General features: G+C 67.3%; 24 protein-coding genes, 2 tRNA genes and 1 pseudogene. 19 read left to right on the plus strand and 8 right to left on the minus strand.

All coding sequences use genetic code 11. The features are described 5' to 3' along the window. Nucleotides 1-58 precede the first annotated feature (58 nt). Nucleotides 59-2,278 (minus strand): TonB-dependent hemoglobin/transferrin/lactoferrin family receptor, encoded by a 2,220-nt coding sequence (locus ASC70_RS00990; RefSeq protein WP_056045551.1) that lies wholly within the window; start codon nucleotides 2,276-2,278, stop codon nucleotides 59-61. Nucleotides 2,279-2,437: 159 nt separating this feature from the next. On the opposite strand from ASC70_RS00990, the gene ASC70_RS00995 reads away from it, so the two are divergent. The 8 genes from ASC70_RS00995 to ASC70_RS01030 all read left to right on the plus strand — a co-directional run bounded on the left by ASC70_RS00995 (nucleotide 2,438) and on the right by ASC70_RS01030 (nucleotide 6,968). After that, the gene (locus ASC70_RS00995) at nucleotides 2,438-3,235 is read left to right on the plus strand and encodes a DUF4198 domain-containing protein (RefSeq protein WP_056045555.1); all 798 of its coding nucleotides are present in this window, start codon (nucleotides 2,438-2,440) and stop codon (nucleotides 3,233-3,235) included. An 8-nt stretch (nucleotides 3,236-3,243) separates the two neighbouring features. Next, nucleotides 3,244-3,711, plus strand: a complete 468-nt coding sequence (locus tag ASC70_RS01000; RefSeq protein ID WP_056045557.1) for an EF-hand domain-containing protein — start codon at nucleotides 3,244-3,246, stop codon at nucleotides 3,709-3,711. 101 nt (nucleotides 3,712-3,812) lie between these two features. Next, a complete protein-coding gene (locus ASC70_RS01005; RefSeq protein ID WP_056045560.1) occupies nucleotides 3,813-4,061 on the plus strand; it encodes a DUF3297 family protein in 249 nt (82 codons plus the stop codon). Between the two features lie 35 nt (nucleotides 4,062-4,096). After that, entirely contained in the window at nucleotides 4,097-4,339 is a 243-nt protein-coding gene (locus ASC70_RS01010) for a hypothetical protein (RefSeq protein ID WP_047413012.1), read from the plus strand. A gap of 86 nt (nucleotides 4,340-4,425) precedes the next feature. Continuing rightward, nucleotides 4,426-5,187: a hypothetical protein gene (locus ASC70_RS01015; protein WP_056045562.1), complete on the plus strand. Its 762-nt coding sequence runs from the start codon at nucleotides 4,426-4,428 to the stop codon at nucleotides 5,185-5,187. Nucleotides 5,188-5,438: 251 nt separating this feature from the next. Continuing rightward, nucleotides 5,439-5,960 (plus strand): MarR family winged helix-turn-helix transcriptional regulator, encoded by a 522-nt coding sequence (locus ASC70_RS01020; protein WP_047412727.1) that lies wholly within the window; start codon nucleotides 5,439-5,441, stop codon nucleotides 5,958-5,960. A gap of 76 nt (nucleotides 5,961-6,036) precedes the next feature. Beyond that, nucleotides 6,037-6,121 (plus strand) — tRNA-Leu (locus tag ASC70_RS01025). A 31-nt stretch (nucleotides 6,122-6,152) separates the two neighbouring features. Further along, the gene (locus tag ASC70_RS01030; protein ID WP_056045565.1) at nucleotides 6,153-6,968 is read left to right on the plus strand and encodes a hypothetical protein; all 816 of its coding nucleotides are present in this window, start codon (nucleotides 6,153-6,155) and stop codon (nucleotides 6,966-6,968) included. Here the strand turns inward: ASC70_RS01030 and ASC70_RS01035 are convergent. Further along, complete coding sequence (locus ASC70_RS01035) at nucleotides 6,965-7,567, minus strand: alpha/beta hydrolase (protein WP_056046174.1); 603 nt, start codon at nucleotides 7,565-7,567, stop codon at nucleotides 6,965-6,967. The two genes, ASC70_RS01030 and ASC70_RS01035, sit on opposite strands and share 4 nt — an antisense overlap. A 123-nt stretch (nucleotides 7,568-7,690) precedes the next feature. After that, complete coding sequence (gene msrB / locus ASC70_RS01040) at nucleotides 7,691-8,170, minus strand: peptide-methionine (R)-S-oxide reductase MsrB (RefSeq protein ID WP_056046176.1); 480 nt, start codon at nucleotides 8,168-8,170, stop codon at nucleotides 7,691-7,693. A 53-nt stretch (nucleotides 8,171-8,223) separates the two neighbouring features. On the opposite strand from msrB, the gene ASC70_RS01045 reads away from it, so the two are divergent. Then, nucleotides 8,224-8,802 (plus strand): type 1 glutamine amidotransferase family protein, encoded by a 579-nt coding sequence (locus tag ASC70_RS01045; protein ID WP_056045568.1) that lies wholly within the window; start codon nucleotides 8,224-8,226, stop codon nucleotides 8,800-8,802. On the opposite strand, the gene ASC70_RS01050 is transcribed toward ASC70_RS01045, so the two are convergent. Further along, the gene (locus tag ASC70_RS01050) at nucleotides 8,795-9,295 is read right to left on the minus strand and encodes a heme-binding protein (protein ID WP_056045571.1); all 501 of its coding nucleotides are present in this window, start codon (nucleotides 9,293-9,295) and stop codon (nucleotides 8,795-8,797) included. The two genes, ASC70_RS01045 and ASC70_RS01050, sit on opposite strands and share 8 nt — an antisense overlap. Further along, nucleotides 9,292-13,206 (minus strand): LamG-like jellyroll fold domain-containing protein, encoded by a 3,915-nt coding sequence (locus ASC70_RS01055; protein ID WP_056045574.1) that lies wholly within the window; start codon nucleotides 13,204-13,206, stop codon nucleotides 9,292-9,294. The genes ASC70_RS01050 and ASC70_RS01055 overlap by 4 nt, the downstream gene beginning before the upstream one ends. A gap of 22 nt (nucleotides 13,207-13,228) precedes the next feature. Here ASC70_RS01055 and ASC70_RS01060 point away from each other — a divergent pair, with 22 nt between their 5' ends. The 4 genes from ASC70_RS01060 to ASC70_RS01075 all read left to right on the plus strand — a co-directional run bounded on the left by ASC70_RS01060 (nucleotide 13,229) and on the right by ASC70_RS01075 (nucleotide 16,753). Then, nucleotides 13,229-15,235: an acetyl/propionyl/methylcrotonyl-CoA carboxylase subunit alpha gene (locus ASC70_RS01060; RefSeq protein WP_056045576.1), complete on the plus strand. Its 2,007-nt coding sequence runs from the start codon at nucleotides 13,229-13,231 to the stop codon at nucleotides 15,233-15,235. Nucleotides 15,236-15,239: 4 nt separating this feature from the next. Further along, nucleotides 15,240-15,728 carry a DUF805 domain-containing protein gene (locus ASC70_RS01065; RefSeq protein WP_056045580.1) on the plus strand — a complete coding sequence of 163 codons (489 nt, stop codon included), beginning with the start codon at nucleotides 15,240-15,242 and terminating at the stop codon, nucleotides 15,726-15,728. Nucleotides 15,729-15,771: 43 nt separating this feature from the next. Continuing rightward, nucleotides 15,772-16,266 (plus strand): DUF805 domain-containing protein, encoded by a 495-nt coding sequence (locus ASC70_RS01070; protein WP_056045582.1) that lies wholly within the window; start codon nucleotides 15,772-15,774, stop codon nucleotides 16,264-16,266. 82 nt (nucleotides 16,267-16,348) lie between these two features. Then, entirely contained in the window at nucleotides 16,349-16,753 is a 405-nt protein-coding gene (locus ASC70_RS01075) for a DUF805 domain-containing protein (RefSeq protein WP_056045585.1), read from the plus strand. Here the strand turns inward: ASC70_RS01075 and lipB are convergent. Next, nucleotides 16,750-17,475, minus strand: coding sequence for a lipoyl(octanoyl) transferase LipB (gene lipB, locus ASC70_RS01080; protein WP_056045588.1), 726 nt, complete (start codon nucleotides 17,473-17,475; stop codon nucleotides 16,750-16,752). The two genes, ASC70_RS01075 and lipB, sit on opposite strands and share 4 nt — an antisense overlap. A 12-nt stretch (nucleotides 17,476-17,487) precedes the next feature. On the opposite strand from lipB, the gene ASC70_RS01085 reads away from it, so the two are divergent. The 5 genes from ASC70_RS01085 (at nucleotide 17,488) to ASC70_RS01105 (ending at nucleotide 22,240) form a co-directional block, all read left to right on the plus strand. Next, nucleotides 17,488-17,799 (plus strand): FliM/FliN family flagellar motor switch protein, encoded by a 312-nt coding sequence (locus tag ASC70_RS01085; RefSeq protein WP_082009414.1) that lies wholly within the window; start codon nucleotides 17,488-17,490, stop codon nucleotides 17,797-17,799. Nucleotides 17,800-17,885: 86 nt separating this feature from the next. Continuing rightward, nucleotides 17,886-17,970, plus strand: a tRNA-Leu gene (locus tag ASC70_RS01090). Nucleotides 17,971-18,115: 145 nt separating this feature from the next. Next, nucleotides 18,116-19,585 (plus strand): magnesium transporter, encoded by a 1,470-nt coding sequence (gene mgtE, locus ASC70_RS01095; RefSeq protein WP_056045590.1) that lies wholly within the window; start codon nucleotides 18,116-18,118, stop codon nucleotides 19,583-19,585. 94 nt (nucleotides 19,586-19,679) lie between these two features. After that, nucleotides 19,680-20,996 carry a lysozyme-family localization factor SpmX gene (spmX, locus tag ASC70_RS01100; RefSeq protein WP_056045593.1) on the plus strand — a complete coding sequence of 439 codons (1,317 nt, stop codon included), beginning with the start codon at nucleotides 19,680-19,682 and terminating at the stop codon, nucleotides 20,994-20,996. An 83-nt stretch (nucleotides 20,997-21,079) separates the two neighbouring features. Next, nucleotides 21,080-22,240: an isovaleryl-CoA dehydrogenase gene (locus tag ASC70_RS01105; protein ID WP_056045596.1), complete on the plus strand. Its 1,161-nt coding sequence runs from the start codon at nucleotides 21,080-21,082 to the stop codon at nucleotides 22,238-22,240. 110 nt (nucleotides 22,241-22,350) lie between these two features. Here the strand turns inward: ASC70_RS01105 and ASC70_RS24720 are convergent. Beyond that, a pseudogene (locus ASC70_RS24720) lies at nucleotides 22,351-22,436 on the minus strand (hypothetical protein). Between the two features lie 373 nt (nucleotides 22,437-22,809). Between ASC70_RS24720 and ASC70_RS01110 the strand changes: the two are divergent. Further along, nucleotides 22,810-23,583, plus strand: a complete 774-nt coding sequence (locus tag ASC70_RS01110) for a methyltransferase domain-containing protein (RefSeq protein WP_056045598.1) — start codon at nucleotides 22,810-22,812, stop codon at nucleotides 23,581-23,583. Here ASC70_RS01110 and ASC70_RS01115 read toward each other — a convergent pair. Then, on the minus strand, nucleotides 23,561-25,336 hold the full coding sequence (locus ASC70_RS01115) for a patatin-like phospholipase family protein (RefSeq protein ID WP_156396089.1): 1,776 nt from the start codon (nucleotides 25,334-25,336) through the stop codon (nucleotides 23,561-23,563). The genes ASC70_RS01110 and ASC70_RS01115 overlap by 23 nt on opposite strands. Nucleotides 25,337-25,431 lie beyond the last annotated feature (95 nt).

The following is a 25,431-nucleotide window of genomic DNA, read 5'->3' on the forward strand; positions in this document are numbered from 1 at the left end:
TTGTCCGCAAGGATGTCGGCGCGCGCGGCTTCCCGCCCGCGCGCGCCTCCAATCCAGCCTAGAACTTCAGCGACAGGGAGACGCTGTAGTTCCGGCCAGGCTGGGAATAGCCGTCCTTGACGGTCGAGTTGTCGGCGAGACCGCGAGCGTCGCTCCACCACCAGTACCGCTCATCGGTCAGGTTGAAGACGCCGCCGCGTACGGTCACCGCGTCAGTCACCGCCCACCAGGCCGTCAGGTCGGCGACGGTGAACGACGGCGGCATGAAGCAATTGTCGGCCGAACTGCCGCTGGCGCCGGCGCAAGACAGGCCCGAGCGGCCGGCGGTCTTTCGGTCCGAATGGATCACGCTGAGGTGGCCGCCGAACCTGCCGGTCGGGGCGCGATAGGCCAGGCCGGCGGTCAGCTTCACCGGATCGATCGAGGTCAGAGGGGTGTTGATCCCGTTCGTGCGCGAGGCGCCGCGGGCGTAGGAGGCGGCTGCTCGAGCCGTGAAGCCCGCGCCCAGCTCGAACGCGCCCTTGGCCTCGGCCCCGCTGATCTTCACGCCCGACAGGTTGACGTATTGATAGACCGCCGGATTGGCGGCGGTGAAGTTCCCGCTGACCTGCACCTGCTCGATGAAGTCGTCATACTCGCCGGTGAAGCCCGTCACCGCCACGCGCCAGCCGCTTCGTTGCATCCGGAAACCGGCTTCCAGGGTGCGGCTGGTCTCGGGCTTCAGGTCGGGGTTGGAGATCGACCGGTAGTTCGAGACCAGGTTGGCGAAGCCGGTGTTGACCTGTGACGGGGAGGGGGCCTTGAAGCCGGTCGCGACGTTGGCGAACACGGTGACCAGCTCGGTGGCGTCCCAGACCAGGCCCAGTTTCGGCGAGACATGGCTGTCGCTCTGGCCCGAGGCGGTGGTCGTGAACAGCGGGTCGGGCTTCGGGTCCAGCTTGTAGTAGTCGAAGCGGACGGCCGGATAGATGGTCAGCGGACCGGCCGTGATCTCGTCCTGCACATAGAGGCCGGCCAGGGTGTAGTCGGTGGTTGGGAAGGCCTTGGCGGGAAAGGTCTCGCCCACCGGCGGGACCGTGCCGTCGCGCGTGCCCTGCTGGCGGGTGATCGAGGCGTCGCCGCCCCAGACCACCTCGTGCTTCACCGATCCGCTGTCGAATACGCTGTGCAGTTCGACGCTGGCGCCGAACACCCGGTTGTCGAAGGTGGCGTCGCGGGTGCGGTCGGCGGCGGTGTTGCGATCCTCGGCAGAGAACTGGCGGGTCTTGCTCCTTTGCCAGTAGAGCGAGGTGCGAGCGGTGCTGATCAGGCCTTCGCCGTCGAAGCGGTGATCGAGCGTGGCGCGGTCGCGGCGCAGCTTGTCGAAGGCGGTCAGGCCGATCACGCTGGTCGCGGCCAGCGTCGGCTTGGCGATGGCCGACAGCACGGTCCAGTCGACGTCGCGGTCCAGGTGGTCGAGCGTCAGGCGGAAGCGGTTCTTGTCGTTCGGGCTGTAGACCAGCTTGCCCAGGACGGCGTTGGACTGGTTGTCCTCGGGATTGGCGGTGGTGCGGTCGATATTGGCCGAGTCGTTGGTCCCGGCCGTCTTCTGGCCGTCGCCGTCGCGGCGGGTGTAGGCGACCAGGGCCTCCCAGCGATCGGACTTGCCGGCCAGCACCAGGCTCTCGGTCCAGCTCTTGTCGGCCGAGGCGTAGCCGACCCGCGCGCGGCCGGCGAAGGTGTCGCCGCCCTTCAAGAGGTCCGACGGGTCCTTGGTGATGAAGCTGACCGAACCGGCCAAGCCGTCGGCGCCATAGAGGGCTGAAGCGGGACCGCGCACGATCTCGACCGACTTCAGAAGATCCAGGTCCACCTGATCGCCGCGACCGACCGATTGCGCGCCGAAGGCGAAACCGTCCGGCACGCGCACGCCGTCGACGACGATCAGCACGCGGTTACCTTCCAGGCCGCGGATGTTGAAGCCGGCGTTGCCGTCGCGACCGGTCGAGGCGCCGGCGGCGGTGAAGCGGGCGGGGGCGCTGCGCACCGACACGCCGGGTTCGTCGCGGACCAGGTCCTTGATGTCGCGAACCAGCCCGTCCTCGATCTCGTCCGACGAGATAACGCTGACTGTCACCGGGGCCTCGGACACCGTCTTTTCGGAGCGGGTGGCGGTGACGGTGACCTTATCCAGCTCGACCGCGTCGGCGGCCGCCGTCGGCTCGGCGGCGTGCCCGGTAGTCGCCAGCAGGGCGGCGGTCGAGGCGGCCGCCAGGGCGGCCAGCTTCAGGCGAGACATCGATATCCCCTTCGATGGTGTAGATGCGAGTGGTTCGCAGTTTGTGGCGTTGGCCTAAAGCTGCCTGCCCAACCGGTCAAGCTATTTGCAATTGATTCTCAGAACTAATCGCAATATGCCGAGTCCGCCGCGACTGGAGCGGCGGCTGGGGTGTTCCCGATGATCCGATCTCTCCGCGCGGGCCTGATGGGCGGCGCGCTTCTGCTCAGCTTGGCCGCTTCGCTGGCCTCCGGGGCTGCCCAAGCCCACTCGCCCTATCTGCTCCCCAGCGTGTTCGACGCCTCGGACCGCAAGGTCGTCACGGTGCAGGGCTCGTTCACCGAGAGCTTCTTCACGCCCGAGGTGGTGATGAAGTCCGACGCCTGGGCCGTGGTCGGCCCCGACGGCGTGCGCGCGCCGCTGACGCCGACCTACCTGCGCGAGCTGGCGCTGGTGGAGGCGGTCACGGAGAATCCAGGCACCTATCGCATCACCACCGGCCAACGCGCTGGCCGCACCGCCAAGGCGGCCCTGGTGAACGGCGAGTGGAAGTTCTTCGAGGGCGAGAAGGCTCCGGCCGACGCTATCGACATGCAAAGCATGACCCTGGCCGAGGTCTATGTGACGCGCGGCGCACCGAACGACGCGGCCCTGGCTCCGATCGGCAAGGGTCTCGAGTTCAAGGCGGTCACACATCCCAGCAAGATCGTCACCGGCCAGGACGCGATGTTCGAGGTGCTGTTCGACGGCAAGCCAGTGGCCAACCAGCCAATCACCCTGCAAGGCGCCGACGACCGCTACGCCGATAGCAAGAGCGCGCCGAAGACGGTGACCAGCGACGCCAAGGGCCGCTTCGCCGTCAAGGTCGACAAGTCGGGGGTCTACCAGATCCAGAGCCGCTACCGCGTCGCGCCCGCCGCCGCTGGCCAACCCGGCCAGAGCTTCACCTACGCCCTGACCTTCGAATCCCTCCGCTAGGACATCCCATGAAGCCCCGCACGATCCTCGCCGCCGCCCTGATCGCCTCGTTGAGCGCCGGCGCCGCCCATGCCGCCTCGCACGCCCGCGACACCTTCATCAAGGAGCAGGATCAGAACGGCGACGGCGTCGTCTCCAAGGACGAGTTCGCCGCCACCCGCGCGATCCAGTTCGCCAGGACCGACGCGGACAACAATGGCTCGTTCTCGCAGGCCGAATATGTCGGCGAGTTCAAGGCGCGGCTGGAGAAGACGCTGGCCGCCTCGGACCGTACAGCCGCGGACAAGGAAGAAGAGCGCGTGCGCCAGATGCGTCAGGCCAACGTCCGCTTCGGCGTCCTGGACAGTGACAAGAGCGGCGCCATCACCCGCGCCGAGTTCGACTATTCCGGCTGGCGGATGTTCAACCACCACGACACCAACAATGACGGGACGGTCTCGGCCGCCGACCCCGTCAAGGAAGACCCGCAGGACTAGGTGGAGACGGAGGCGCCTCGCCGCAGTTGGATTTTCGGCGTTTCGTGGCTATGACCGCCGGCCAGACATAGGCCGTGCGGCCTGGACGAAAGCTGAAGACCATGAGCGACACGCCTCCCGACCGCCTCTCCGTCAATCCTGACAGCCCGTATTACGACGCCGACCTGCTGGAACGCGGCATCGGCATCCGCTTCAAGGGCGTCGAGAAGACCAATGTCGAGGAATACTGCGTCAGCGAGCGCTGGGTGCGGGTGGCCGCCGGCAAGACCCTGGACCGCAAGGGCAATCCGATGACCATCAAGTTGCAGGGCGACGTCGAGGCCTATTTCCGCGACACGGCCGAAGCCTAAGACGCGTGAGCGATCCCGACCCGGACCTCGAGGCCATGGCGCGCGACGAGCTTTCGCGCGCCGTGACCCTGCGTTGGCAGGACCTGAAGGCGGTCGTCCCCTGGGGCGACACCTTCGAGGGCATCTCGCCCGCGGGCCGCTATGTCGAGGTCGAGCGCAGCTACATCTGGGCCTCGGAGGCGGGCGGCGACATCCTTTGCGAGGTGACCGTCTATGGCGGGCCGTCGCGCTATGACAGCGGCGCCCGCGCCAGCAAACTCATTTCCCGCCCGTATTGAGCAGCTTGGCCGTGCATCGATAACGCTGTTGCGTTAACCATGAGGCGCGCCGTCGATGGCGCTTCGCGTGGACCGAGGGGGCTCCGGTGTACCAGTCTGAATTTCCGGTCGATCAGCCGGTGCCGGTGTTCGACCCGACTCTGGTGTTCCTGCTGATCCTGGCGGGTCTCGCCATCGCGGGCCTGGCCTTCTTCGCCGGTCGGCTGACCGGGCGTGGCGACAAGGGCGAGAAGCGCGGCGACGTTCCGAAAATCATCCATGAAGCCGTGAAGGCCAAATGCGTTTCGGCCAGCAGCGCCCATTCCGGCGAGCTGGTGGTCAAGGCCCAGGACCTGATCGACGAGATCAAGCTTCGGGTCGGCCCGGTGCTGGCATTCGGCGGCCCGAGCGCCAAGGCGTTCGAGCACCTGGCCAAGGCCATGAAAGGCGATCCGCCGGAAGAGAAGAAGGACGACAAACACGGCGGCGGTCATGGCGGCCACGGCCACGGCAAGGACCACGACAAGGCCCACGGCCACGATTCGCACCGCCCGGGCGATTCCAAGGAGCACGGCGCCGAAGTCGGCGTCCTGACCCGCAACGTGACGATTCTCGCGCCGCAGACGGTGATCATCGCCCAGCCGTCGAAGCCCGACCCGCACGGTCATGACGACCACGGCCGCAAGGACGAAGGGCCCAAGCCCTTGGATCACAAGGAGTATATGCAGCAGCTGCGTCTGGCGGTCGCCGAGTTCTCGGACTTCTGGAATCGCCCGAACTGTCTGCGCGAGATCCAGGACTGCCAAAAGGCCCTGACCGAGACCAAGCCGCTGCCGAAACTCAAGCTGGGTCTGTCCGAGCGCGATTGATCGGCCGGCGAAGGCGGCTGGGGCATAAGAACGCCGTTCAGGAAGGCGAGACGACTATTCTCTGCCCAAGCGGCGTGCGAAACTGATCCTTCGTTCGAGCGAACTCGCCGAGGCGTTGAGCCCGCGGCGCAGGGCGCTCACACCAAGATAACGCGTGGGCCCAAACGCCAAGGCCCGGAAACGCGAAATGGATTGGCGAAGGCCGCTCCTCCTCGAAGGCGGTCACGCCCGGGAGGACGAAAGGAAGGGATATGACCGCGACGGTCTCTCCGATCACCCCTGGCGCGTCCGAAGCGCCCGAAACGGGCGTCAGCCTGATTGAATATGTGCCGTACAAGCTGGCCACGGCCTCGGCGGCGGTCAGCCGCCTGATCGCCCGAGCCTACGAGGACCGCTTCGGCTTGACCATTCCGCAATGGCGGCTGATGTCGGTGCTGGCTGAGGGCAACCTGACCCAGCATACCGCTGTCACGCGCACGGCCATGGACAAGGTCCGGGTCAGCCGCGCCGCTCAGGAACTGGTGGTCCGGCGTCTCGTGGCCCGCACCACGGTGCGCTCGGACCGTCGCTCGCACACCCTGGAGCTGACGGCCGCGGGCCGGCGCCTGTTCGCCGAGATCGCGCCCCTGGCCCTGGCCTACGAGGCGACCCTATTGGCGGGACTGGCGCCCAGCGAGGTGGCGATGTTCAAGCGCCTGCTGGACCACCTCGAGACCGCCGCCATCCAGCTGACCGGCGGCGAAACGATCTCGCCGCCGTCGGAAACGGCATGACAAAGAGCAGGGTCGCGGCACTGGAATTCGTCCGCGACGCCTGCTAGGAAGACCACCCTTCGCGGAAGCGAAGCGCGCGGGCGTGGTGAAACTGGTAGACGCGCCGGACTCAAAATCCGGTTCCGAAAGGAGTGTCGGTTCGACCCCGACCGCCCGCACCAACTCTCTCTTCTTCACACCGAGATAGGCCCTATGAATTGGACCCAGTCTGTCTCGATCGAGCTTCCCCCAGCGGAAGCTTCTCTGAACAGGCGAGCGATCCTGTTCTTCGGACACTACGATTGCCGGGTCTATCTGACGCCGACCGCCTATCTCGACGTCGGAGCGGGCTCGCTGACCTGCGCGCTCAGCGTCACCCAGTTGCGGGAAGGCTATGTCGGCAGCCTGGGTCGCATCGGGCGTTTCTGTGAATTCGCCTCCTGCGAAATCCAGTCCGCCGGCGAGCACAACAACAGTTTGCCGGTGAATATCGGCATGTCGCAGGCGCCGATGCTGGCCCGGGTGGTGCGCCAGGCCGGAGCCCAAGCCTTGGCGGGCGCACGGCCAATCGACATCGGGTCGGGCGTTGTGATCTCCGCCGGCGCCAAGGTGCTGGCGGGGGTGTCGGTCGGCGATGGCGCCGTGGTCGGAGCCTCGGCGGTGGTCACTCGGCCCGTCGAGTCGTTCTCGATCGTGGGCGGGGTGCCGGCGCGAAAAATCCGCGACCGCTTCGATGAGGCGACGAAGGAGAAGGTCGCGCTCGGGCGTTGGTGGGACCGGCCAGCCTCCGACCTGCTATCCCAGGCCGGCCGTTTGCAGGATCTCGCCCTCGAGGCTCCATCCGCGCCGAGGCCGGAGCGGCCCCGGTTTGTCTTCCATGCCGAGACGCCGGAGACTTTAAAGTTCGTCGGGGTGGCTGACGGCGAGGAGATCAAACGGGTCACGGTCGCGCCACCCGCCGTCCAGCGATACGTCGAACAGGCCTATGGGCCGGGCCCGTTCCATTGGTTAGCCGACTGCTGGGCTTAGGTCCTTGCCTCTCCCGCAATCCGTTGGGTTAAGCCCCGCAGCAGCCCGCGTCCCTTCACCCAAGGTCCATGCCCGGACTCGACGTTGATGTGGCCCGCGCGGCCCAGGTCGACGAATTCCGACCCCCAGCCGCGGGCGAAGGCCTGGGCGCGGTCGATCTCGACATAGGGATCGTCGCGGCTGGCCACGACCAGGCTGGGGAAGGGCAGGCGCTGGCGGGGAATCGGCGAGAACCCCACCAGCAGGCGGCCGGCCGGACCTTCGCGATTGACGTCGGCCGGCGCCACCAGCATCGCGCCGCCGACCCCGCGTCCGCCCGTCACCTGGGCGAAGTGGGCGACCAGCGCGCAGCCCAGGCTATGGGCAACCAGGATCGCGCCGGGCCGTTGGCGCACCGCCTCGGCCAGGCTGATCGTCCAGTCGCCCAGCAGCGGGCGCTCCCAGTCCTGCTGGTCGACGCGCTCGGCGCGCGGGAGTTCGCGCTCCCAGTGGCTCTGCCAATGATCAGGGCCGGAGTTGTATAGGCCCGGCACGATCAGGATCGGCGGGTCGTCGCGATCCCGGCGACGAGTTTCGGAGGCGTGTGGAGCGGGGGTCATCATGCGAACTCTGGGCTTCAAGCCGTCGAGCCGCAGATAGGCCCGGTCCGCCCCTCCGCTCAATTCATATCAACTGGATAGGAATTCAGAAAAGCTGAGGTGAGACCGGGGTTTCCGAGGCGCTTAGCCGATCCGGTCGCCGCGATGCAGCGGATCGGGCAGGGGATCGCTAGCCTTCACGAACTGCAGCGATACCGAGTTGATGCAGTAGCGCAGTCGCGTCGGCGCCGGCCCGTCGGGAAAAACGTGGCCCTGGTGGCTGTCGCAGCGGGCGCAGCGGGTCTCGATGCGGACCATGCCGTACGAGTCGTCGCGCACGCCGACCACGTGGTCCTCGGCGAACGGGGCGTAGAAGCTGGGCCAGCCGGTGCCGCTCTCGAACTTGGTCTCGTGCTTGAACAGCGGCAGACCGCAGAGGCGGCAGCAGTAGACGCCGGGGCTCTTCTCGCCCAGCAGGCCGCCGCAGAACGGCGCCTCGGTGCCGTGATGCAGGAGAACGCGCGCCTCCTCGGCCGTCAGGTCGGCCTCCAGGCGTTCGCGTTCGGGCTCGGTCGGCGGCGTGAGATCGAAGCCGACGGTTGAAAGGATGGCTGCGTCTGTCATGAACGCCAATGTAAGCGCTCGCGCGTTGATCCGGTAGTGAACTGGGAGGCCCAATGACCGTTGCCGTCGCCTTTTTGCAGCCAGGCTGGGCCGATTGGGAGGCCGGCGCGATCCTCGCCCTGCTGCGCGAGTATGTGAAGGTGCAGATCGAGGTGGCGACGCCGACCGGCGATCCGGAGACCTCGATCGGCGGCGTGCTGGCCGCGGCCGACTATCGGTTCGACGATCCGGTTTTGAGCGACGCCGACCTCTACATCCTGATCGGCAGCGACGAATGGTCGAAGGGCGAGACCCCCGCGATCACCGCGCTGATCCGCCAGGCCGTCGCGGACGGCAAGATCGTGGCCGGGATCTGCGCCGGTACGACGGCGCTGGCCCGCGCTGGCCTATTCGAGGGACGCAGGCACACCTCGAACGGCAAGGACTGGCTGGAAGGTGTCGTGCCGGGTTACGCGGGCTCCGAGCACTACGTCGACAGCGCCAAGGCGGTGACCGACGGCAAACTCGTCAGCGCCTCGGGCCTGGCTCCCGTCACCTTCGCCGCCGCCGTCGCGCGCCTGGTGGCACCCGAGGCGGAGGAGATGATCGCGGGTTACGAGGCGATGTTCGCCCGCGAGTTCGCGACTACTTGAGCGCCGCGGCCCCCGCGCGGGCCACCTGGCCGTCCTGGGCGCCGGAACCGCCGGAGACGCCGATCGAGCCGACGATCTTGCCGTCGACCAGCAGCAGTTCGCCGCCCTCGACCGCCGTGGCGCCGGTGAAGATCGAATTCAGCGTTCCGGCCTTCACCGCGTCCTGGAAGTAGGAGGTAGGGCGGCGGAAGTTGGCCGAGGTATGGGCCTTCTTCAGCGCCACCTCATTCGAGCCGTACTGCGTGCCATCCATCTTTTCGGCGAACACCTGCTGGCCGTTCGACTCCAGGATGACGATGACCATGGTCCAGCCGTTCTTGCGCGCCTCCGCTTCGGCGGCCGCGACGACGGTCTTGGCCTCGGCCAGGGTGACCACGCGGCTGGAATAGGACGGCGCGGGCGCGGGCGTCGGGGCAGGCGCCGCCGTCTGGGCAAGGGCCGGGCCGCCGGTCAGGACGAGGCCGGCGGCGATCAGGGCGAGAGAGTTTCTCATGGCAGCACGACCTCGTCGTTCAGAGCGGTGTTCTGGGGCTGGGCGGATACGATGCGGACCCTCAGGCCCGAGGCCTTCACGCCGGCGGGGATCTTCAGCTTCACCGAAGCGGTCTTGGGCAGCAAGTCCAGCGGCGCCTTGAGGGCCGGGATCGCCGTGCTGTTCAGGGTCTTGCCCGAGGCGTCGACCAGTTCCAGCCTAGCCGCCGCCGCGTCCTGGGCGCCCAGGCTATGGACCTTGGCGGTGACCGCCGAGCCCTTCACCGTCACGTCGCCGCGGCCGACACCGAGGTCGGCGCGCTTGGCCGGATCGTCGCCGGCCTTGACCAGCTTCATGTCGATGACCGTGGTCTGGCGCGGGGCCAGGGTGACCTTGGTCCCCAGGCTGCGCTCGAATGGCACGGCGCGGCTCTCGCCGGAACCGTCGATCGCGTCGTCGCCATTGGCGTCGGGGCCTTGGACCAAGCTCCATTGGCCGGACGCAACGTTCCAGCCGGTCATCGTCGCGGTCACCGGCTTGTCGGTGGTGTTGTAGGCGATGACCTTGAAGCCGGTCTTGGCAGCGTCCTTGACCAGCAGCGCCACGTCCGCGCCGTCGGCGTTATCGAAGCGCCACGAGACGACATGGCCCGGGGTCATCTGGCCGCGCTTGTTGGCGATGCCGCCGAGGCGCGAGCGTTGCAGGACGTCAGACGGCAGCTCGACACGGTCGGACCACCAGTGGCCTTCCGTGTGCATGTACATGTGCTGGGCGTTGAACTGGATCTCGTCCGCATAGAGCGCCTCGAGATACTTCTTGTCGCCGGTCAGGCTCCAGGCCGCGTAGCGTTCCAGGGCGCCGCCCTTGGCCGCCAGCTTGACGATGGCGTCCTTGTTGGGCTCGCCCAGGTTCATGGCCGTTAGGGCGTTCTCGTTGATGCTGCCCAGCGACTTGATGCCGTTCTTGGAGATCCGCCAGGTGATCGGCGCCAGATACTTCTTGTCGCCGGTCAGGCGCCAGGCGGCCCAGAACACCTGGAACGGACCATCTGCGCCCGAGCCCTGAAGCACCGTGCCGCCGCGCTCGGCGTCGCTGCGCCAGTTGATCTCGTTGGGATAGGAGCCGTCCTTGGCCACGTGGGCCAAATAGCCGTCAGCCAGGCCGATGACCGTCGCGCGGGCGGTGGGATCGCCGTTGTAGTCGCTGATCAGGATCGACGGGTGGACGACGCCGAACGAATACGGCTTCTGCCACTCCCACGGACCTTCGCGGTACGAGATCTTGCCGTTGTACCAGTTGGTGTTGAAGTGGACGTGGCCCGCCGGGTTCTTGTCGACGACGCGGGGCAGGGCTTTCACCGTCGTGAACAAGCGCTCGACCGCCAGCGGGTCGCCGTAGTTGACGTACATCGCCTCGGAGTTGGAATTGATGCCTTCCTCATAGGCGTGCAGTTCGTCGGTCACGATGGTCGAGAGACCGTCGGTGAACATGCCGTTCTTGTAGACGGCGTCGGTCAGGCGGTTCAGCGAGGTCGTGATCTTGTCCGGCTGGACGCCCATCAGGGCCAGCCCGGGCCATTGCTGCAGCAGGTCGGTGTCGTCCGACAGGCCGCCGCCGAAGTCGCCGTAGTCCGCCTGGCGCTCGTCGATCCACCAGTCGACGAACTTGGTGACCAGTTTCAGGTCCTCGAGTTGGCGGAAGGCCCACAGCGGCGTCGCGTCGGCCGGCTTGGGCTGATCGAAGGCCGGCCAGCCCTGGCTGCCATAGGTGATGTCGCCCCAGTACTCGCGGCCGACCTGGTTGTCGGGATCGACGCGCAGCAGGTCCGAGATGTCGGCGTACAGGCGGCGATAGAGGCCCTGGCGCTTTGAGGTCGTGTGCTCCTCGACCAGGAAAGCCCAGTTGTCCTTCACCTGGTTCAGGCGGTCGGCGACGTGCTCGGCCTTGGCCTTGTCGCGGTCCTTGAGCACCAGGCGGATCTTGGCGCCGTCCAGGGCCTTGGGGCCGAACTCGGTGCTGTCGGCGGCGATGGTCAGGTACAGGCTGTCGGACGTCAGGATGCGGTCGCGCATATCCAGCCAGACGGTGCGGGCCTCGCCGGCCTTCACCGAGACGCTGACATCGATCATGTTGCGGCCTGGCCAGATCGGATCCTTGACCTGGATGTTCAACGGGATCGTTGATCCGGCCGCGCCAGGCAGGGCGGGGATGTCGATGGCGAGGCCGTCGAGGCCGTCGCGGGCGTTTTCCCAGCCATAGGCCCAGTTGCGCGCCAGCGGCTTGGCGGCCGGGGCGTCGCCGAAGCCGGACGGGATCAGCACGTGGACGATCGGCAGCCCCTTGGCCGTCAGGTCAGTCGCTGGGCGCGGGCGCGTCGGCGCGCCCTCTGGAATGGCCACGACGGTGGCGCGCTCGCCCGCCGGATGGCGGCCGGCGATATAGGCGTTGAGGCTGGTCAGGTTCAGATAGTCCGGCGCCACGTCGGCGCGGACCGTGTAGCTCATCTTGAATGCGTCCTTCGGCTCGGCGCCGGCGGTCACGTTATAGGCCCAGATCTCCTGGATCGGGGTCTCCTGGGCGACGTTGGTGAAGGTCAGGACGCCGCCCTTCAGCGGCTGAGCCAAGGTGTTGACCGTGCGCTCCTGGTCCTTGGCGCGGGTCCCGACGCTGGCGCCCTTGTCGCCGGCCTTGGCCGCCCACGATAGGTCGCCATAGGCCGGGCCCTGGATCTCGATGCGGTTCACCGGCTCGTCGGGCAGGGACAGGGTCAGCGCCTTGCCGCCGTCGACATAGACGTTCCAGTCCGGCAGCTGGAAATAGTCGTTACGGCCGGGCAGGCGCGAGCGGTTGTAGACGCCGGGCCAGGTGGTCTCCTGGATGCCGTCCGTGCCCTTCCACATCCATTCCTTGAGGTCCTTCACGTCCGCGAACTCGACCTTGCGGATCGTGGTCTGGGCGTCGGCCAGGACGGGCGGCAGGTCCTTGTTCCAGCCGTAGCGTTGCTTCCAGGCGGCGTGCACGACCGGGTCGTCCAGGGTCGCCACCGGCGCGGCGGCGGCCGGCGCCTCATTGCGGGCCAGGGCGGCGATGGCGTCGGCGGCCAAGGGGCGGTCGTAGACGCGCAGCTCGTCCAGGTCGCCGCCGCGGGTGAAGTTGTAGCGGCTCTGCACCTGGTGCGGGGCGATCACGCGACCGGCGACGCCGAACTGGTCGAGGCCGGCGTCATAGACCGCCTTGGCCTCGGTCTTGGCCGCCAGTTTGCCGTCGACGAACAGCTGGACGCCGGTTGTCTCGTCCCAGGTGAAGGCCAGGTGGGTCCAGGCGTCGGCGGCCGGGTTCTTGTCGACCTTGAACGAGACGCGGGTGCGCGCCAGGCCGTTGTCGGTGACGAAGGCGTCGAAGCCGTGGCCGTTCCAGTCGACGCGCAGGAACGCCATGTCCCAGCTGGAGTGGTCGGCGTAGCCGACGCGGAAGATCACGAACGGGGCGACCCCGACCGGATAGCCCGAGCGCCAGAAGAACGACAGCGTGCCGCGCTGGGCCTGGATGTTGCCGGGCGCGTTCCACGAGACGACGCCGTCATCCTCGGCGTGGAAGCCCTTGCCGGCCTTGCCGCTGTCTATCGGCGTGACCTTGTCGGCGAAATTGGGGACCGGGTCGCCGGTGGCGACGTCCGCCACCAGGCCCTTGTCGCCCGAGACCTTGAACAGCAGGGCCGGCTCGGAACCCGGCGCCGCAGCGGCCGCGTTGGCCAGGATCAGCGCGCAGGCCGACCCAAGGAAAATCGCCTTCATATGGACTGTCTCCTCCCGATGGCGGACATCTCGGACCCTACTCTTGGTAACCGGTGTCATGCCTGGGTGTTGGTGTAGCGCCGTAAGGGCATGCTTGCAAACCCGCGAAGGCCTGATAGGCCATGCTGCAAAGCACAAAAACGATGGGCGGAAGTTGCCGATGTTCACGAAGATCCTGATCGCCAATCGGGGCGAGATCGCTGTGCGGGTGATCAAGACCTGCCGCCGGCTGGGGATCAAGACGGTGGTCGTCTATTCGGACGCCGACGCGGGCAGCCTGGCCGTTGAAATGGCCGACGAGACGGTGCACATCGGGGCTTCGCCGGCCGCTCAGAGCTATCTCGTGGCCGACAAGATCATCGCCGCCTGCAAGCAGACCGGCGCCCAGGCCGTGCACCCGGGCTTCGGCTTCCTGTCCGAGAACGCCAGCTTCGCCCAGCGCTGCGCCGACGAGGGGATCGTGTTCATCGGTCCCAATCCCGGCGCCATTTCGGCGATGGGCGACAAGATCGAGAGCAAGAAGTTCGCCCAGGCCGCCGGCGTCTCCTGCGTGCCAGGCCATATCGGCGAGATCGCCGACACCACCGAGGCGGTGAAGATCTCCGAGGAGATCGGCTATCCCGTGATGATCAAGGCCTCGGCCGGCGGCGGCGGCAAGGGCATCCGCGTGGCCTGGACTCGCCAGGACGTCGAGGAAGGCTTCCCAGCCGTGCGCGCCGAGGCCAAGGCCAGCTTCGGCGACGACCGGATCTTCATCGAGAAGTTCATCGAGAGCCCGCGCCACATCGAGATCCAGGTGCTGGGCGACAAGCACGGCAACGTCGTGCACCTGTTCGAGCGCGAGTGCTCGATCCAGCGCCGCAACCAGAAGGTCATCGAGGAAGCCCCGTCGCCGCTGCTGGACGAGGCGACCCGCCAGGCCATGGGCGCCCAGGCCGTGGCTCTGGCCAAGGCTGTGAACTACGACAGCGCCGGCACGGTCGAGTTCGTGGCCGGCCAGGACAAGAGCTTTTTCTTCCTGGAGATGAACACCCGCCTGCAGGTCGAGCACCCGGTCACCGAGCTGATCACGGGCCTCGATTTGGTCGAGCAGATGATCCGCTCGGCCGCAGGGGAAAAGATGGCGTTCGGCCAGGGGGACCTGAAGATCAACGGCTGGGCGATCGAGAGCCGCATCTATGCCGAGGATCCTTACCGCAAGTTCCTGCCCAGCATTGGCCGGCTCGTGCGCTACGACCCGCCCGAAGAGGGCGAGCACGATGGACCCCATGGGGGCTACATCGTCCGCAACGACGCCGGCGTCCGCGAGGGCGATGAGATCTCGATGTTCTACGACCCGATGATTTCCAAGCTGTGCGCTTGGGCCCCGACCCGCCTGGCGGCGATCGACGGCATGGGCCGGGCGCTGGAGGACTTCCACATCGAGGGCCTGGGCCAGAACATCCCGTTCCTGGCGGCGGTGATGGACCAGGAGCGGTTCCGGTCCGGCAAGATTTCGACCAACTACATCAAGGACGAGTTTCCCGACGGCTTCGCCGGGACGCGGCCCACGGCCGAACAGCTGGACATCCTGACGGCTGTCGGGGCGGCCATGCAGCGGGTCTACGCCGCCCGCGCGCGCTCCTACGCCAACGGCCTGGCCGGCGCGCCGCGCGCCGAGTGGGTGGTCGCGGTAGGCCACACCAAGCGCCGTGTGAAGGTCAGTGGCGAGGGCGACGTCACGGTCGAGATGCTCGACGAGGGCCGCGTCCTCTCGCTGACCGATATCGACTGGCGCCCGGGCAAGCCGGTGTTCAGGGCGGCCCTGGGCGACAAAGCCTTCACGGTCCAGGTCGCGCCCGCCGCCGAGGGCTTCGACATCCGTCATCGCGCTGCCAAGGCCCGGGTTCTGGTCCTGACCCCGCGCAGCGCTGATCTGCACGACAAGCTGCCCGAGAAGCAGGCCGCCGACACCTCCAAGCTGGTGCTGTCGCCGATGCCGGGCCTGGTGGTCTCGATGGACGTCACCACCGGTCAGCAGGTTCGCGAGGGCGAGGTCGTCTGTGTGCTTGAAGCCATGAAGATGCAGAACATCATCCGCGCCGAGCGCGACGGCGTCGTCAAAGCCGTCAACGCCAAGGGCGGTGACCCGGTCGCGGCCGACGAGGTCCTGGTGGAGTTCGCCTAGGCGCATGGCGAACACCTTTCGGATCTCGGTCCCCAGCCTGCTCAGCTTCAAGGGGCGTCTTCGGCGCTCGCACTATTGGGTGACAAGCTTCGCCCTGGGCGTCGTCAAGGCGGTGCTGACGGTCATTCTGGCGGCCGCGCTTGGACAGATCGAGACCAAGGACGGTGGCTTCGCCGCCAGCATCATGGAGGTGCTCTTCCTGTGGCCTACCCTGGCGCTGTTGGTGAAGCGGGGGCACGACCGCAACCGGTCGATCTGGTTCAGCCTCGGCCTCATGGCGCTCGCCATTCTGATGACCGTGGGCGTGGCGGTGGCCGATGGCTTCCACGAAGAGGTGTTGATGATCGCATGCGTTGTCGTCGTCATCGGGTGTTTCGGATTCCTGATCATCGACTATGGCTTCATCGACGGAACGCAAGGACCCAACCGCTACGGGCCTTCATCGAAGGGGATCGGCGCCGAGAGCCACGACGTGGCCGCGGCTTTCGACTGAAGCTCGCGCTTGCCACCTCCGGTCGAGCCGTTAACTTGATCGGATGGCGAAGAAGAATCAGTTCCTGCTAGACGGCCTGTTCGGTTTCGATGGCCGGTTTCGGCGCTCCGAATACTGGATCGCGAGTATCGGCGTCGGGGTTGTGCGTTTCGTAATCATGCTGGCCGCCGGCGCGGCTCTGGGCATGGGGATAACGGAGGTGTCGAAGACGCTGCCGTTGCGTGTTGGCCTGGATCTGCTCTTCCTCTGGCCCTCGGCGGCGATCGCCATCAAGCGCGGACATGATCGCAACCGCTCGGCGCTGTTCACCGGCGTCATGCTGGCGATCATCTATGTTGTCGCCGAGGTCTCCACCGCCTTGACCGGCGCTGGCCAGATGGTGGCCGGCGGCGTGGTCGCGCTTCTGATGTTCCCGGTGATCATCTACATGTTCATCGACTACGGCCTGATCGACGGCGCCAAGGGTCCGAACCGCTATGGTCCCTCGCCGAAGGGGCATCAGGGCGTCGGCGACGAGGTGGCCAAGACCTTCGACTGAGGCGGCTCTTTCTCCGGCACGGCGCAGGCTCTAGATTGGGCCTGTCGGCGGATGGCCGACTCGAAGGGCTGCAAGGGCGGGCATGAGCGATCGTAGCGAATGGGCGGAACTGTTCCTGTCGGCGAACGGCAGGCTGTCGCGCACGCCGTTCCTGATCGCGGCCGCCGTGCTGATTGGCTTCGCAACGTTTTATGAGGCGCTTGCCAACTACACGCTGCACTGGCTGACCGGCTGGTTCGTATACCCGATCCTGCTGTTCTCGGGCGCCTGTCTCTTGTCCAAGCGCCTGCATGATCGCGGCCGGTCCGGATGGTGGTCGCTGCTGATTCTGGTGGCGGTGGTCGCGGTGTGGCCGCAGCCCGAGCACTTCCTGGATTTCCTGTTCTCGCTGGTGCTCATCTGGGCGATCGTCGAGCTGGGCGTCATGGGCGGCGAGCAGGGCGCGAACCGCTATGGGGCCAACCCAATGAAGGTAGTTTCGGTCTAAACCGGCGCCGCCGTTTCCTCGACGGGCCCGAACACCCTCCCGAAGCTGGCCCGCAGCGCCGCGTCGGCCTCGTCCAAGGTCACCGGCAGACCCAGGTCGACCAGGCTGGTCACCCCATGCTCGGTCTGGCCACAGGGGACGATGCCGGAGAAGTGGGAGAGATCCGGCTCCACGTTCAGGCTGATCCCGTGGAAGCTGACCCACTTGCGCAGCTTGACGCCGATGGCGGCGATCTTGTCCTCGCGGCTCCAGCCCGGGCCCTTGCGCTCGACCCAGACGCCGACCCGGCCGTCGCGCAGCTCGCCGGTGACGTTGAAGGCGGAAAGGGCGTCGATGATCCACGCCTCCAGCGCCGCGACGAAGGCGCGCACGTCGCGGCCGCGCCGGGTCAGGTCCAGCATTACATAGGCCACCCGCTGACCGGGGCCGTGATAGGTGAACTGCCCGCCGCGCCCGCTCTCGAACACGGGGAAGCGGTCAGGCTCGATCAGGTCGCCGTTTTTGGCCGAAACCCCGGCTGTATAGAGCGGCGGATGCTCCAGCAGCCAGACCAACTCGCCCGCCATTCCGTCGGCGATGGCGGCGGCGCGAGCCTCCATGGCGGCAACCGCTGCCGGGTAATCCACGTAGTCGGTCGAAACCGCCCACCCCACCGGCGCGGCGTCGTCGCGCCTCATGGTCGGAAGCCCAGTATTTTCAGGGTTTAACGGGAGAGCAAGCATACGGCCCTAATCTTGCAATCGAGACGTGGCGACCCGGTCGGTCGTTTGAGTCAGTTTCAGGGGCCTTACTTCGTGAGCCAGGTCAACGCCGTCAATGTCGAGATCTCCGTCCTACTGGGGCGCTCGATCTTGCCCATGCAGCAACTGCTGCGCATGGGCCGCGGCGCGGTGATCCCGCTGGACGCCAAGACCAACGACGAAGTGTGGATCCTGGCCAACAACCACCCGATCGCGCGCGGCGAAATCCAGATCAGCGACGACCGCATCGCCATCCAGGTGACCCGCGCGGCCGACGTCTACGACTACATGGCCGGCGGGACCTAAGAAGCCGCAGGCTGGAACTTCGCACATAGCGAACTTCCGACTTCCCAAATCCGATTCAGTTTGCTACCTGCCGCCCCTCACCACGAGCGGTCGTGGCGGAATTGGTAGACGCGCAGCGTTGAGGTCGCTGTATCGCAAGATGTGGAAGTTCGAGTCTTCTCGACCGCACCAGTGTTGAACACGGAATAGAGCGCTCCCGGCGAAATCGGTTTCCGACTCGCTAGGGGCGCTCTAATCGTTTCTGGCCTTGGTTTCGCCCCAAGCGCGCTTCACGGACCCAGCCTTACGAAACCAGCCTAGAGCTCAGGAGGCCCCCATGACCCGGGACACCGCCGAACTGACCGACGACGTGCTGGACGACATCCCGCTGGCCCAGATCCCGCTGCCCAAGTCCGAGACCCCCGAGGAGCTGGAAGATCTCGCCCTCGGCGACGACTACGCCCTCAATCCCGAATATGTCGAGATGGTCGTCGACGCCGCCGACAGCGGCGACACCAAGCGCCTGCGCGAGCTGGTGGGCGCCCTGGACCCGGCCGACGTCGCCGACCTGATGGGCTTCCTGACCGCTGACTACCGCGAGGAGATCATCCCGCTGCTCGACCCCGAGGCGCTGGGCGAGATCATCTCGGAGCTGGAGGACAACATCCGCGAGGAGGTGCTGGAGGCGACCCCGTCGGTCACCCTGGCCCGCGCGCTGGAGGAACTGGACACCGACGACGCCGCCGACGTCATCGACGACCTGGACGACACCAAGCGCTTCCAGGTGCTGGCCGCCATGGGCGAGATCGACCGCGCCGCCATCGAGACGACCCTGTCGTACGAGGACGAGACCGCCGGCCGCCTGATGCAGCGCGAGTTCTTGGCCGCGCCGGAATTCTGGACCGTCGGCCAGACCATCGACCACGTCCGCGAGGCGGGTGACCAGCTGCCCGAGCTGTTCTTCGACGTCTATGTGGTGGATCCGACCTTCAAGCCGGTGGGGGCGATCCCGATCAGCATCCTGCTGCGCAGCCGCCGGGAGACGCCGCTGGCCGAACTGATGGAGGCGGTCACCGAAATCGACGTGGCGATGGACCAGGAAGAGGTCGCCTACATCTTCGACAAGTACCACCTGATCAGCGCCCCGGTGATCGAGCCGGGCGGGCGGCTGGTGGGCCAGATCACCGTCGACGACATCGTCGAGGTCATCCGCGATGAAGCCCAGGAGGACATCCTGGCCCTGGCCGGCGTGTCCGACGCCGGCCGCGACGCCTCGGTCATCGAGATCGTCAAGTCGCGCCTGCCGTGGCTGATGCTGAACTTGGCCACCGCCACCCTGGCGGTCAGCGGGGTCGCCATCTTCCAGGCCGAGATCGCCCAGCTGGTGGCCCTGGCCATCCTGATGCCGATCGTCTCGTCGCTGGGCGGCAACGCCGGCACCCAGACCCTGGCCGTCGCCGTCCGCGCGCTGTCCAGCAAGGAACTGACCACCGCCAACGCCCGCCGCATCGTAATGCGCGAGCTGCTGGTCGGCCTGGTCAACGGCCTGTGCCTGGCCCTGGTGATGGGGACGGCGACCTATTTGTTCTTCGGCGCCAAGGACCATCACGGCAAGCTGGCGATCATCGTCGGCGCGGCGCTGATCGCCAACATCTTCACCGCCGCCCTGGGCGGCATCCTGGCGCCCCTGGCGCTGGAGAAGATGGGACGCGACCCGGCGGTGTCGTCGTCGATCTTCGTGACCTTCCTGACCGACTTCACCGGCTTCTTCGCGGTGCTGCTGATCGCGGCCCTGCTGCTGCACTGACACGTTTCCAGCCGTTATAGGGGAAACTGGCGCCGACCTTGCGCCGGGACAGACGAACGCATCCGCGTCTGTTTCAAACTGGGTCAACTAGGCGATGAAACCGCGTCATCAGGTCACCCGGACGGCCGTCGATCTCATCAAGAGATTCGAAGGTTACCGTCAGAAGGCCGCTCAGCTCCCCGACGGACGCTGGACGGTCGGCTATGGCCACACCCTGACCGCTCGCGCGGGCGCCTCCGTCTCGGAAAAGGACGCCGAGGCCCTGCTGCTGTACGACCTGATCTCGGTCGCGCACTCGGTCAACGAGCACACCTATACGCCGCTGAACCAGAACCAGTTCGACGCGCTGGTCTGCTTCGCCTTCAACATCGGCCTCGACAACTTCCTCCGCTCGGGCGTGCTGCGCCGGATCAACGAGGGCTCGCTGTTGCAAGCCGCGTGCGCGATGGAGATGTGGCGCAAGGCCGACTTCGAGGGCGAGCGGATCGTCATCGACGCGCTGGTCCGCCGCCGCTCGGCCGAGAAGACCCTGTTCCTGACGCCGGCCAACGGCGAGTGGGTGCCCGCGCCCAGCCCGGTGCTGCGTCCCAAGGTCGACTACGACGCCAGCTGCGCGATCCCGAAACAGACGCCGATGGCCGTCAACACCCGCACCGAAGGCGACCGCGTCGTCACCGAGCGCGAGGAAGGCCTGCCGCTGAACGTGGTTGTCCCGGAAGAGGACGGTCCCAGCGCCACCGAGCAGTCGGCCGCCGCCGTCAGCGCGCGCCTGGAAGCCATCCTGTCCGACGCGCCGCCGGTCGCCACGACCACCAAGCCGGAGGTCCGCCAGGACGACCTGGGCCTGCCCGAGCCGCCAGAGCCCGTGCAGCCGGCCCCGGTCCAGCCGGCCGTGACCGAACCAGCCCCCGTCCTGTTCCAGGACGCGCCGACGACGACCCCGGTCGAGCCTATCAAGCCCGCCGCTCCGGTCGAGTTCACGCCGTTCCGCCTGACGCCGCAGCCGGAAGAGGTCGAAAAGCCCCGGGCCGTCGAGGCCTTCGCCCCGGCCCCGAAAGCGTTCTCCAGCGAGCCGACCCTGTTCGGCGCGCCGGCGGCCGGTCCGTCGGTGTTCAATCTGGGCGGCTTCTCGACCAGCGACGAGGTCTCGCTGGGCGCCATGGATGTGCCGTTCGTCGAGACCGAGCAGCCGCGCTTCGGCAATCTCAGCCTGCTGGTCAGCCTCGGCATCCTGGGCCTGGCCCTGTTTGGCGGCGGCGTGCTGTGGATCCTGACCGTGGCGGCCGGCTCGGACAGCGGCGTCAAGCTGTTCGGCTATGGCGCCAGCATGATCGGCGCGATCTGTTTCGTGGTCGCGGCCTACCTGCTGCTGCGCCGCCTGGCCGGCCCGGACGTCGCCGACGAAGAATAGTTTTCTTTGCTTCCCTCGGGGAAGGTGAGCAAGAACGCCCGCGGGTCTCAGGATCCGCGGGCGTTCGTGCTATGGGAGCAGCCATGATGACCAATTTCGCACCCTCGATGGATTTCGCGCTGGGCGAGACGGCCGACGCGATCCGTGAAACCACCGCCCGCTTCGCCGCCGACAAGATCGCGCCGCTGGCGGCCAGGATCGACGAGACCAACGTCTTCCCGCGCGAGCTGTGGGTCCCGATGGGCGACCTTGGGCTGCACGGCATCACGGTCGAGGAGGAGTTCGGCGGCCTGGGTCTCGGCTATCTCCAGCACGTGATCGCCATGGAGGAGATCTCTCGCGCCTCGGCCTCGGTGGGCCTGTCGTACGGCGCCCACTCGAACCTTTGCGTCAACCAGATCCGCCGCTGGGCCACGCCGGACCAGAAGCAGCGCTACCTGCCCAAGCTGATCAGCGGCGAGCACGTCGGGTCGCTGGCCATGAGCGAGGTCGGATCGGGCTCGGACGTCGTCTCGATGAAGCTGCGCGCCGACCAGGTCGGCGATCGCTACGTCCTCAATGGCACGAAGTTCTGGATCACCAACGCCCCGCACGCCGACACCCTGGTGGTCTACGCCAAGACGGGGGAGGGGAGTCGCGGCATCACCGCCTTCATCGTCGAGAAGGGCATGAAGGGCTTCAGCGTCTCCAAGAAGTTGGACAAGATGGGCATGCGCGGATCGGACACCGCCGAACTGGTGTTCGAGGACTGCGAGATCCCGGAAGAGAACATCATGGGCCCGGTGGGCGGTGGGGTCGGGGTGCTGATGAGCGGCCTCGACTATGAACGGGCCGTGCTCTCGGCCGGGCCGCTGGGGATCATGCAGGCCTGCCTCGACGTCGTCCTGCCCTATGTCCGCGACCGTAAGCAGTTCGGCCAGGCGATCGGCTCTTTCCAGCTGATGCAAGGCAAGATCGCCGACATGTACGTGGCCCTGAACTCGGCCCGGGCCTATGTCTATGCGGTGGCGCGGGCCTGTGACGCGGGCAAGACCACCCGCTTCGATGCGGCCGGCGCGATCCTGATGGCCAGCGAAAACGCCGTGAAGGTGTCGCTGGAGGCGATCCAGGCTCTGGGCGGGGCTGGCTACACCAAGGAATGGCCGGTCGAGCGCCTGCTGCGCGACGCCAAGCTGTATGACATCGGCGCGGGCACCAACGAGATCCGCCGCTTCCTGATCGGCCGCGAGCTGATCGGGGCCTAGGCAAGCTCCAGAGCCGCAATTGAAAAGGGCCGCCCCGGTTTCCCGGGACGGCCCTCCATCGTCGTGGCCGCTTTCGCAGCGCGTGACTTAAAACCTTGGGCGCTCAACGCCTAGGCGGAGACCTCACTCTTAAGGCTCCAGGTCACGACTTGCGACCGCGGTTGGAGACAATGAGACACTGGTCACCTCCTTTCAGTTGGTTGAACAACACAAGAGAAACATGGGGTCTGATCGCACGGTTGAAAAGAGGAAACCGTGCGCGACGCGACGTCGCAGGCGATCAGACCGCCAGAAGGCGTAGGCCCACCAGGATCGCCGCCCAAAGCACGAGGGCCGCGCCGATCGCCAGAGGGCGGTTGAAGTTGAATCGACGAACACCGGGAGACGGCGCCGAAGGGCCGCTCGGGACAAGACGTATGTGCGTGGGCATTCCGCGTGAATCCTTCCCTAGTGGTCCCTCTGTCGGAGACCTGACTCAGACCGTATGATGAATCTTCGCCTATGAGAAGAATTCTTCACAAAGAGTCAGGTTGCATCCACGCGGATTGTCGCAGGGGGAGAAAACTCGCATGACCACCTGGGATCCGGACGTCTACGCCCTCTATCGCCGCTACCGTGAGCGGCCTGCTCTGGACCTGTTGACCGCTATTCCCCGCGACCTGGATCCGCGCGAAATCTGGGACCTGGGCTGCGGCCTCGGCGAGCAGGCGGCGCTGCTGGCGGCGCGCCATCCGGACGCGCGGGTGAGGGGCCTGGATTCCAGTCCGGAGATGCTGGAGCGGGCCAAGGCGCTGCCGGGGCGCGTCGAGTGGGTGCTGGGCGAGATCGGCGGCTTCTCGCCTGACGTTCCGGCCGATCTGATCTTCACCAATGCCGCCCTGCAGTGGGTCGACGACCATGCCGGCCTGATCCCGCGCCTGGCCGGGAACCTGGCGCCCGGCGGCGTCCTGGCCTGCCAGATGCCGGTGGTCGAGGGGCTGGGCTGGCGGGCGACCCTGCTGGAGATCGCCGCCGACGGTCCTTGGGCCAAGCGCTTCAGCGGCGTCGAGGGCGTACGCGCCGCCCACGAGCCCCAGGACTACTATGCCTGGCTGGCTCCGTACTGTCCCGAGATCGACATCTGGACCACCACCTACTTGCACGCCCTGCATGGTCAGGACCCGATCGTCGACTGGACCATGGGCACGACCCTGCGGCCCTATCTCGACGCCCTGCCGGATGACGAGAAGAAGCCGTTCCTGGACGCTTGGCGTGCGCGGCTGGCGCGGGACTATCCGCGTCGCGAGGACGGCGTGACGCTGTTTCCATTCAAGCGGCTGTTCATCGTCGCGCGCCGGGGATGACACCCGCCCGGCGCTCGGCCAGGCTCGGCCGGCGGCGCAATTCCGTCACCGCCGTGTGCAGCCCCTCCAACGCGAAGCTGGCGGCGACATAGCCGGCCTTCACGGCGGGCTCGAAGGCGCGCCAGTCACGGATGTCGATACCCTCCAGGTTCGGGGTGATCAGGACGTCGGTGGCCTCGCGGGCGGCGGCCAGGTCGCGGCCGGTCGTCACCGTCGCCGCGCGCATCAGCAGGGCCACGATCGGCGGGCCCTTGCGCCATTCGCCCGAGGTGATCCAGTTCCACAGCGATGGCGGCGCGACAATGTCCTCGGCGGTGATGCTGCGGCCCCGCGTGACATCGACGCCGACGATGGGGCCAAGCTGGAACGATCGCATCACGTCGGCCGGGAAGTTCTTCATCACCGCCCCGTCGACCAGCACCGCCCCGTTCTCGGTCGCGGGGGGTAGGACGCCGGGCAGGGAGATCGTCGCCCGCAGGGCGTTCTGCAGATCGCCGGTGCGATGCAGCTGGTAGGCGCCCGAGGTCAGGTTCGACGAGACACAGAAGAACGGCAGCCACAGGTCGCTGATGTCGACCGTGCCGAAATGCTCGTCCAGCCGCGCCCTGACCTTCTCGCCCCGGGTCATGGCGATCATCGGGAAGGCGATGTCGTCCAGCGGGCTGGTGTCGACGAAGGCCTTGTGGATGCGAGCCTCCAACTCGCCGTCGTCCCAGCCCATGGCGATGCCCGCGGCCACGATCGCGCCCATCGAGGCACCGCCGACGAAGTCGATCGGGATCCCGCGCTCGCGCATCGCCTGGATCGCGCCGATGTGAGCGTAGGCGCGCGCGCCGCCGCCGGACAGGACGAGTCCCACCGACTGGCCGGTCAGCACCCGCGCCAGCCGCTGCATGTCGGCCAGGCCGTTCTCGCGCAGGTGGAACAGCCGCGCGGCCTGGGTGGCGGCCATCCAGGCCTCCGAGCCCGTAGGCCGCGACAGGTTGGCTGACTGCAGCAGGATCAGGTCGACCAGCCGCTGGGCCTGCAGCGGGCCGGAAGCGTAGCTCGGGATGCTGGCCGGGGGAACGCGTTCGCCACGCCCGACCCGGAACAGTCGGTCGACCTGCCGGCCGACGACATGCTTCCAGGCCGTCTCGTCGGCCTCGGCGACATAGAGGACGAAGTCGTGCTCGCGCTCGACATTGCCGAACCATTCGGTGGGCGCCAGCAGGGACTCGCCGCCTTCGACGGTGACCGAGTATCCCAGGATTTCGATACAGCGGGCCAGGCGCTCGATGACCGGCCGGATCGCCGCGCCGGGCTCGACGGCGATGAAGCCGAACACCGACGGGTCGCCGATCGCGGCATGGGTCTGCGCTTGACGGGCGCGGCGGATCATCAGCCGCGACAGCTCCAGCATCACGGTCGGGTCGCTCTCGGCCGCCTCGAAGAAGTCCTCGCGGCGAAGGGACAGCACCTCGCTGTCGCGCAGGGCCACCATGTTGGCTGAGTGGGCGGTGCCGCCGACCAGCGCCATCTCGCCCGCCGGCTCGCCAGGACGAATGACGCCCAGGAACTGCGGCTCCTGACCCTCCTCGCGGCGGAAGGCGCCGAGGCGGCCGGTCTTCAGGAAATAGAGCTGGTCGGCGTCCTCGCCGGGCTCGAACAGGGTCGCGCCGCCGGGCAGGGAAAACCAGGCCGCCGCCCCGGCTCGCCGCTCGCGGGCGAAGAGGCGCGCTAAGGCCGAGTCGTCAGGCAGGGGCGTTTCCACGGCGCGGACGCTAACCCGATCGGGAAGGCTTGACCACGGGGAGCCGTTCGGGCGCAACTGTTGCTCGCCGAGGTGAAATAGAAGAGACCGGTTTT

The sequence above is a fragment of the Caulobacter sp. Root343 genome, assembly GCF_001425745.1.
Classification (GTDB): Bacteria; Pseudomonadota; Alphaproteobacteria; order Caulobacterales; family Caulobacteraceae; genus Caulobacter.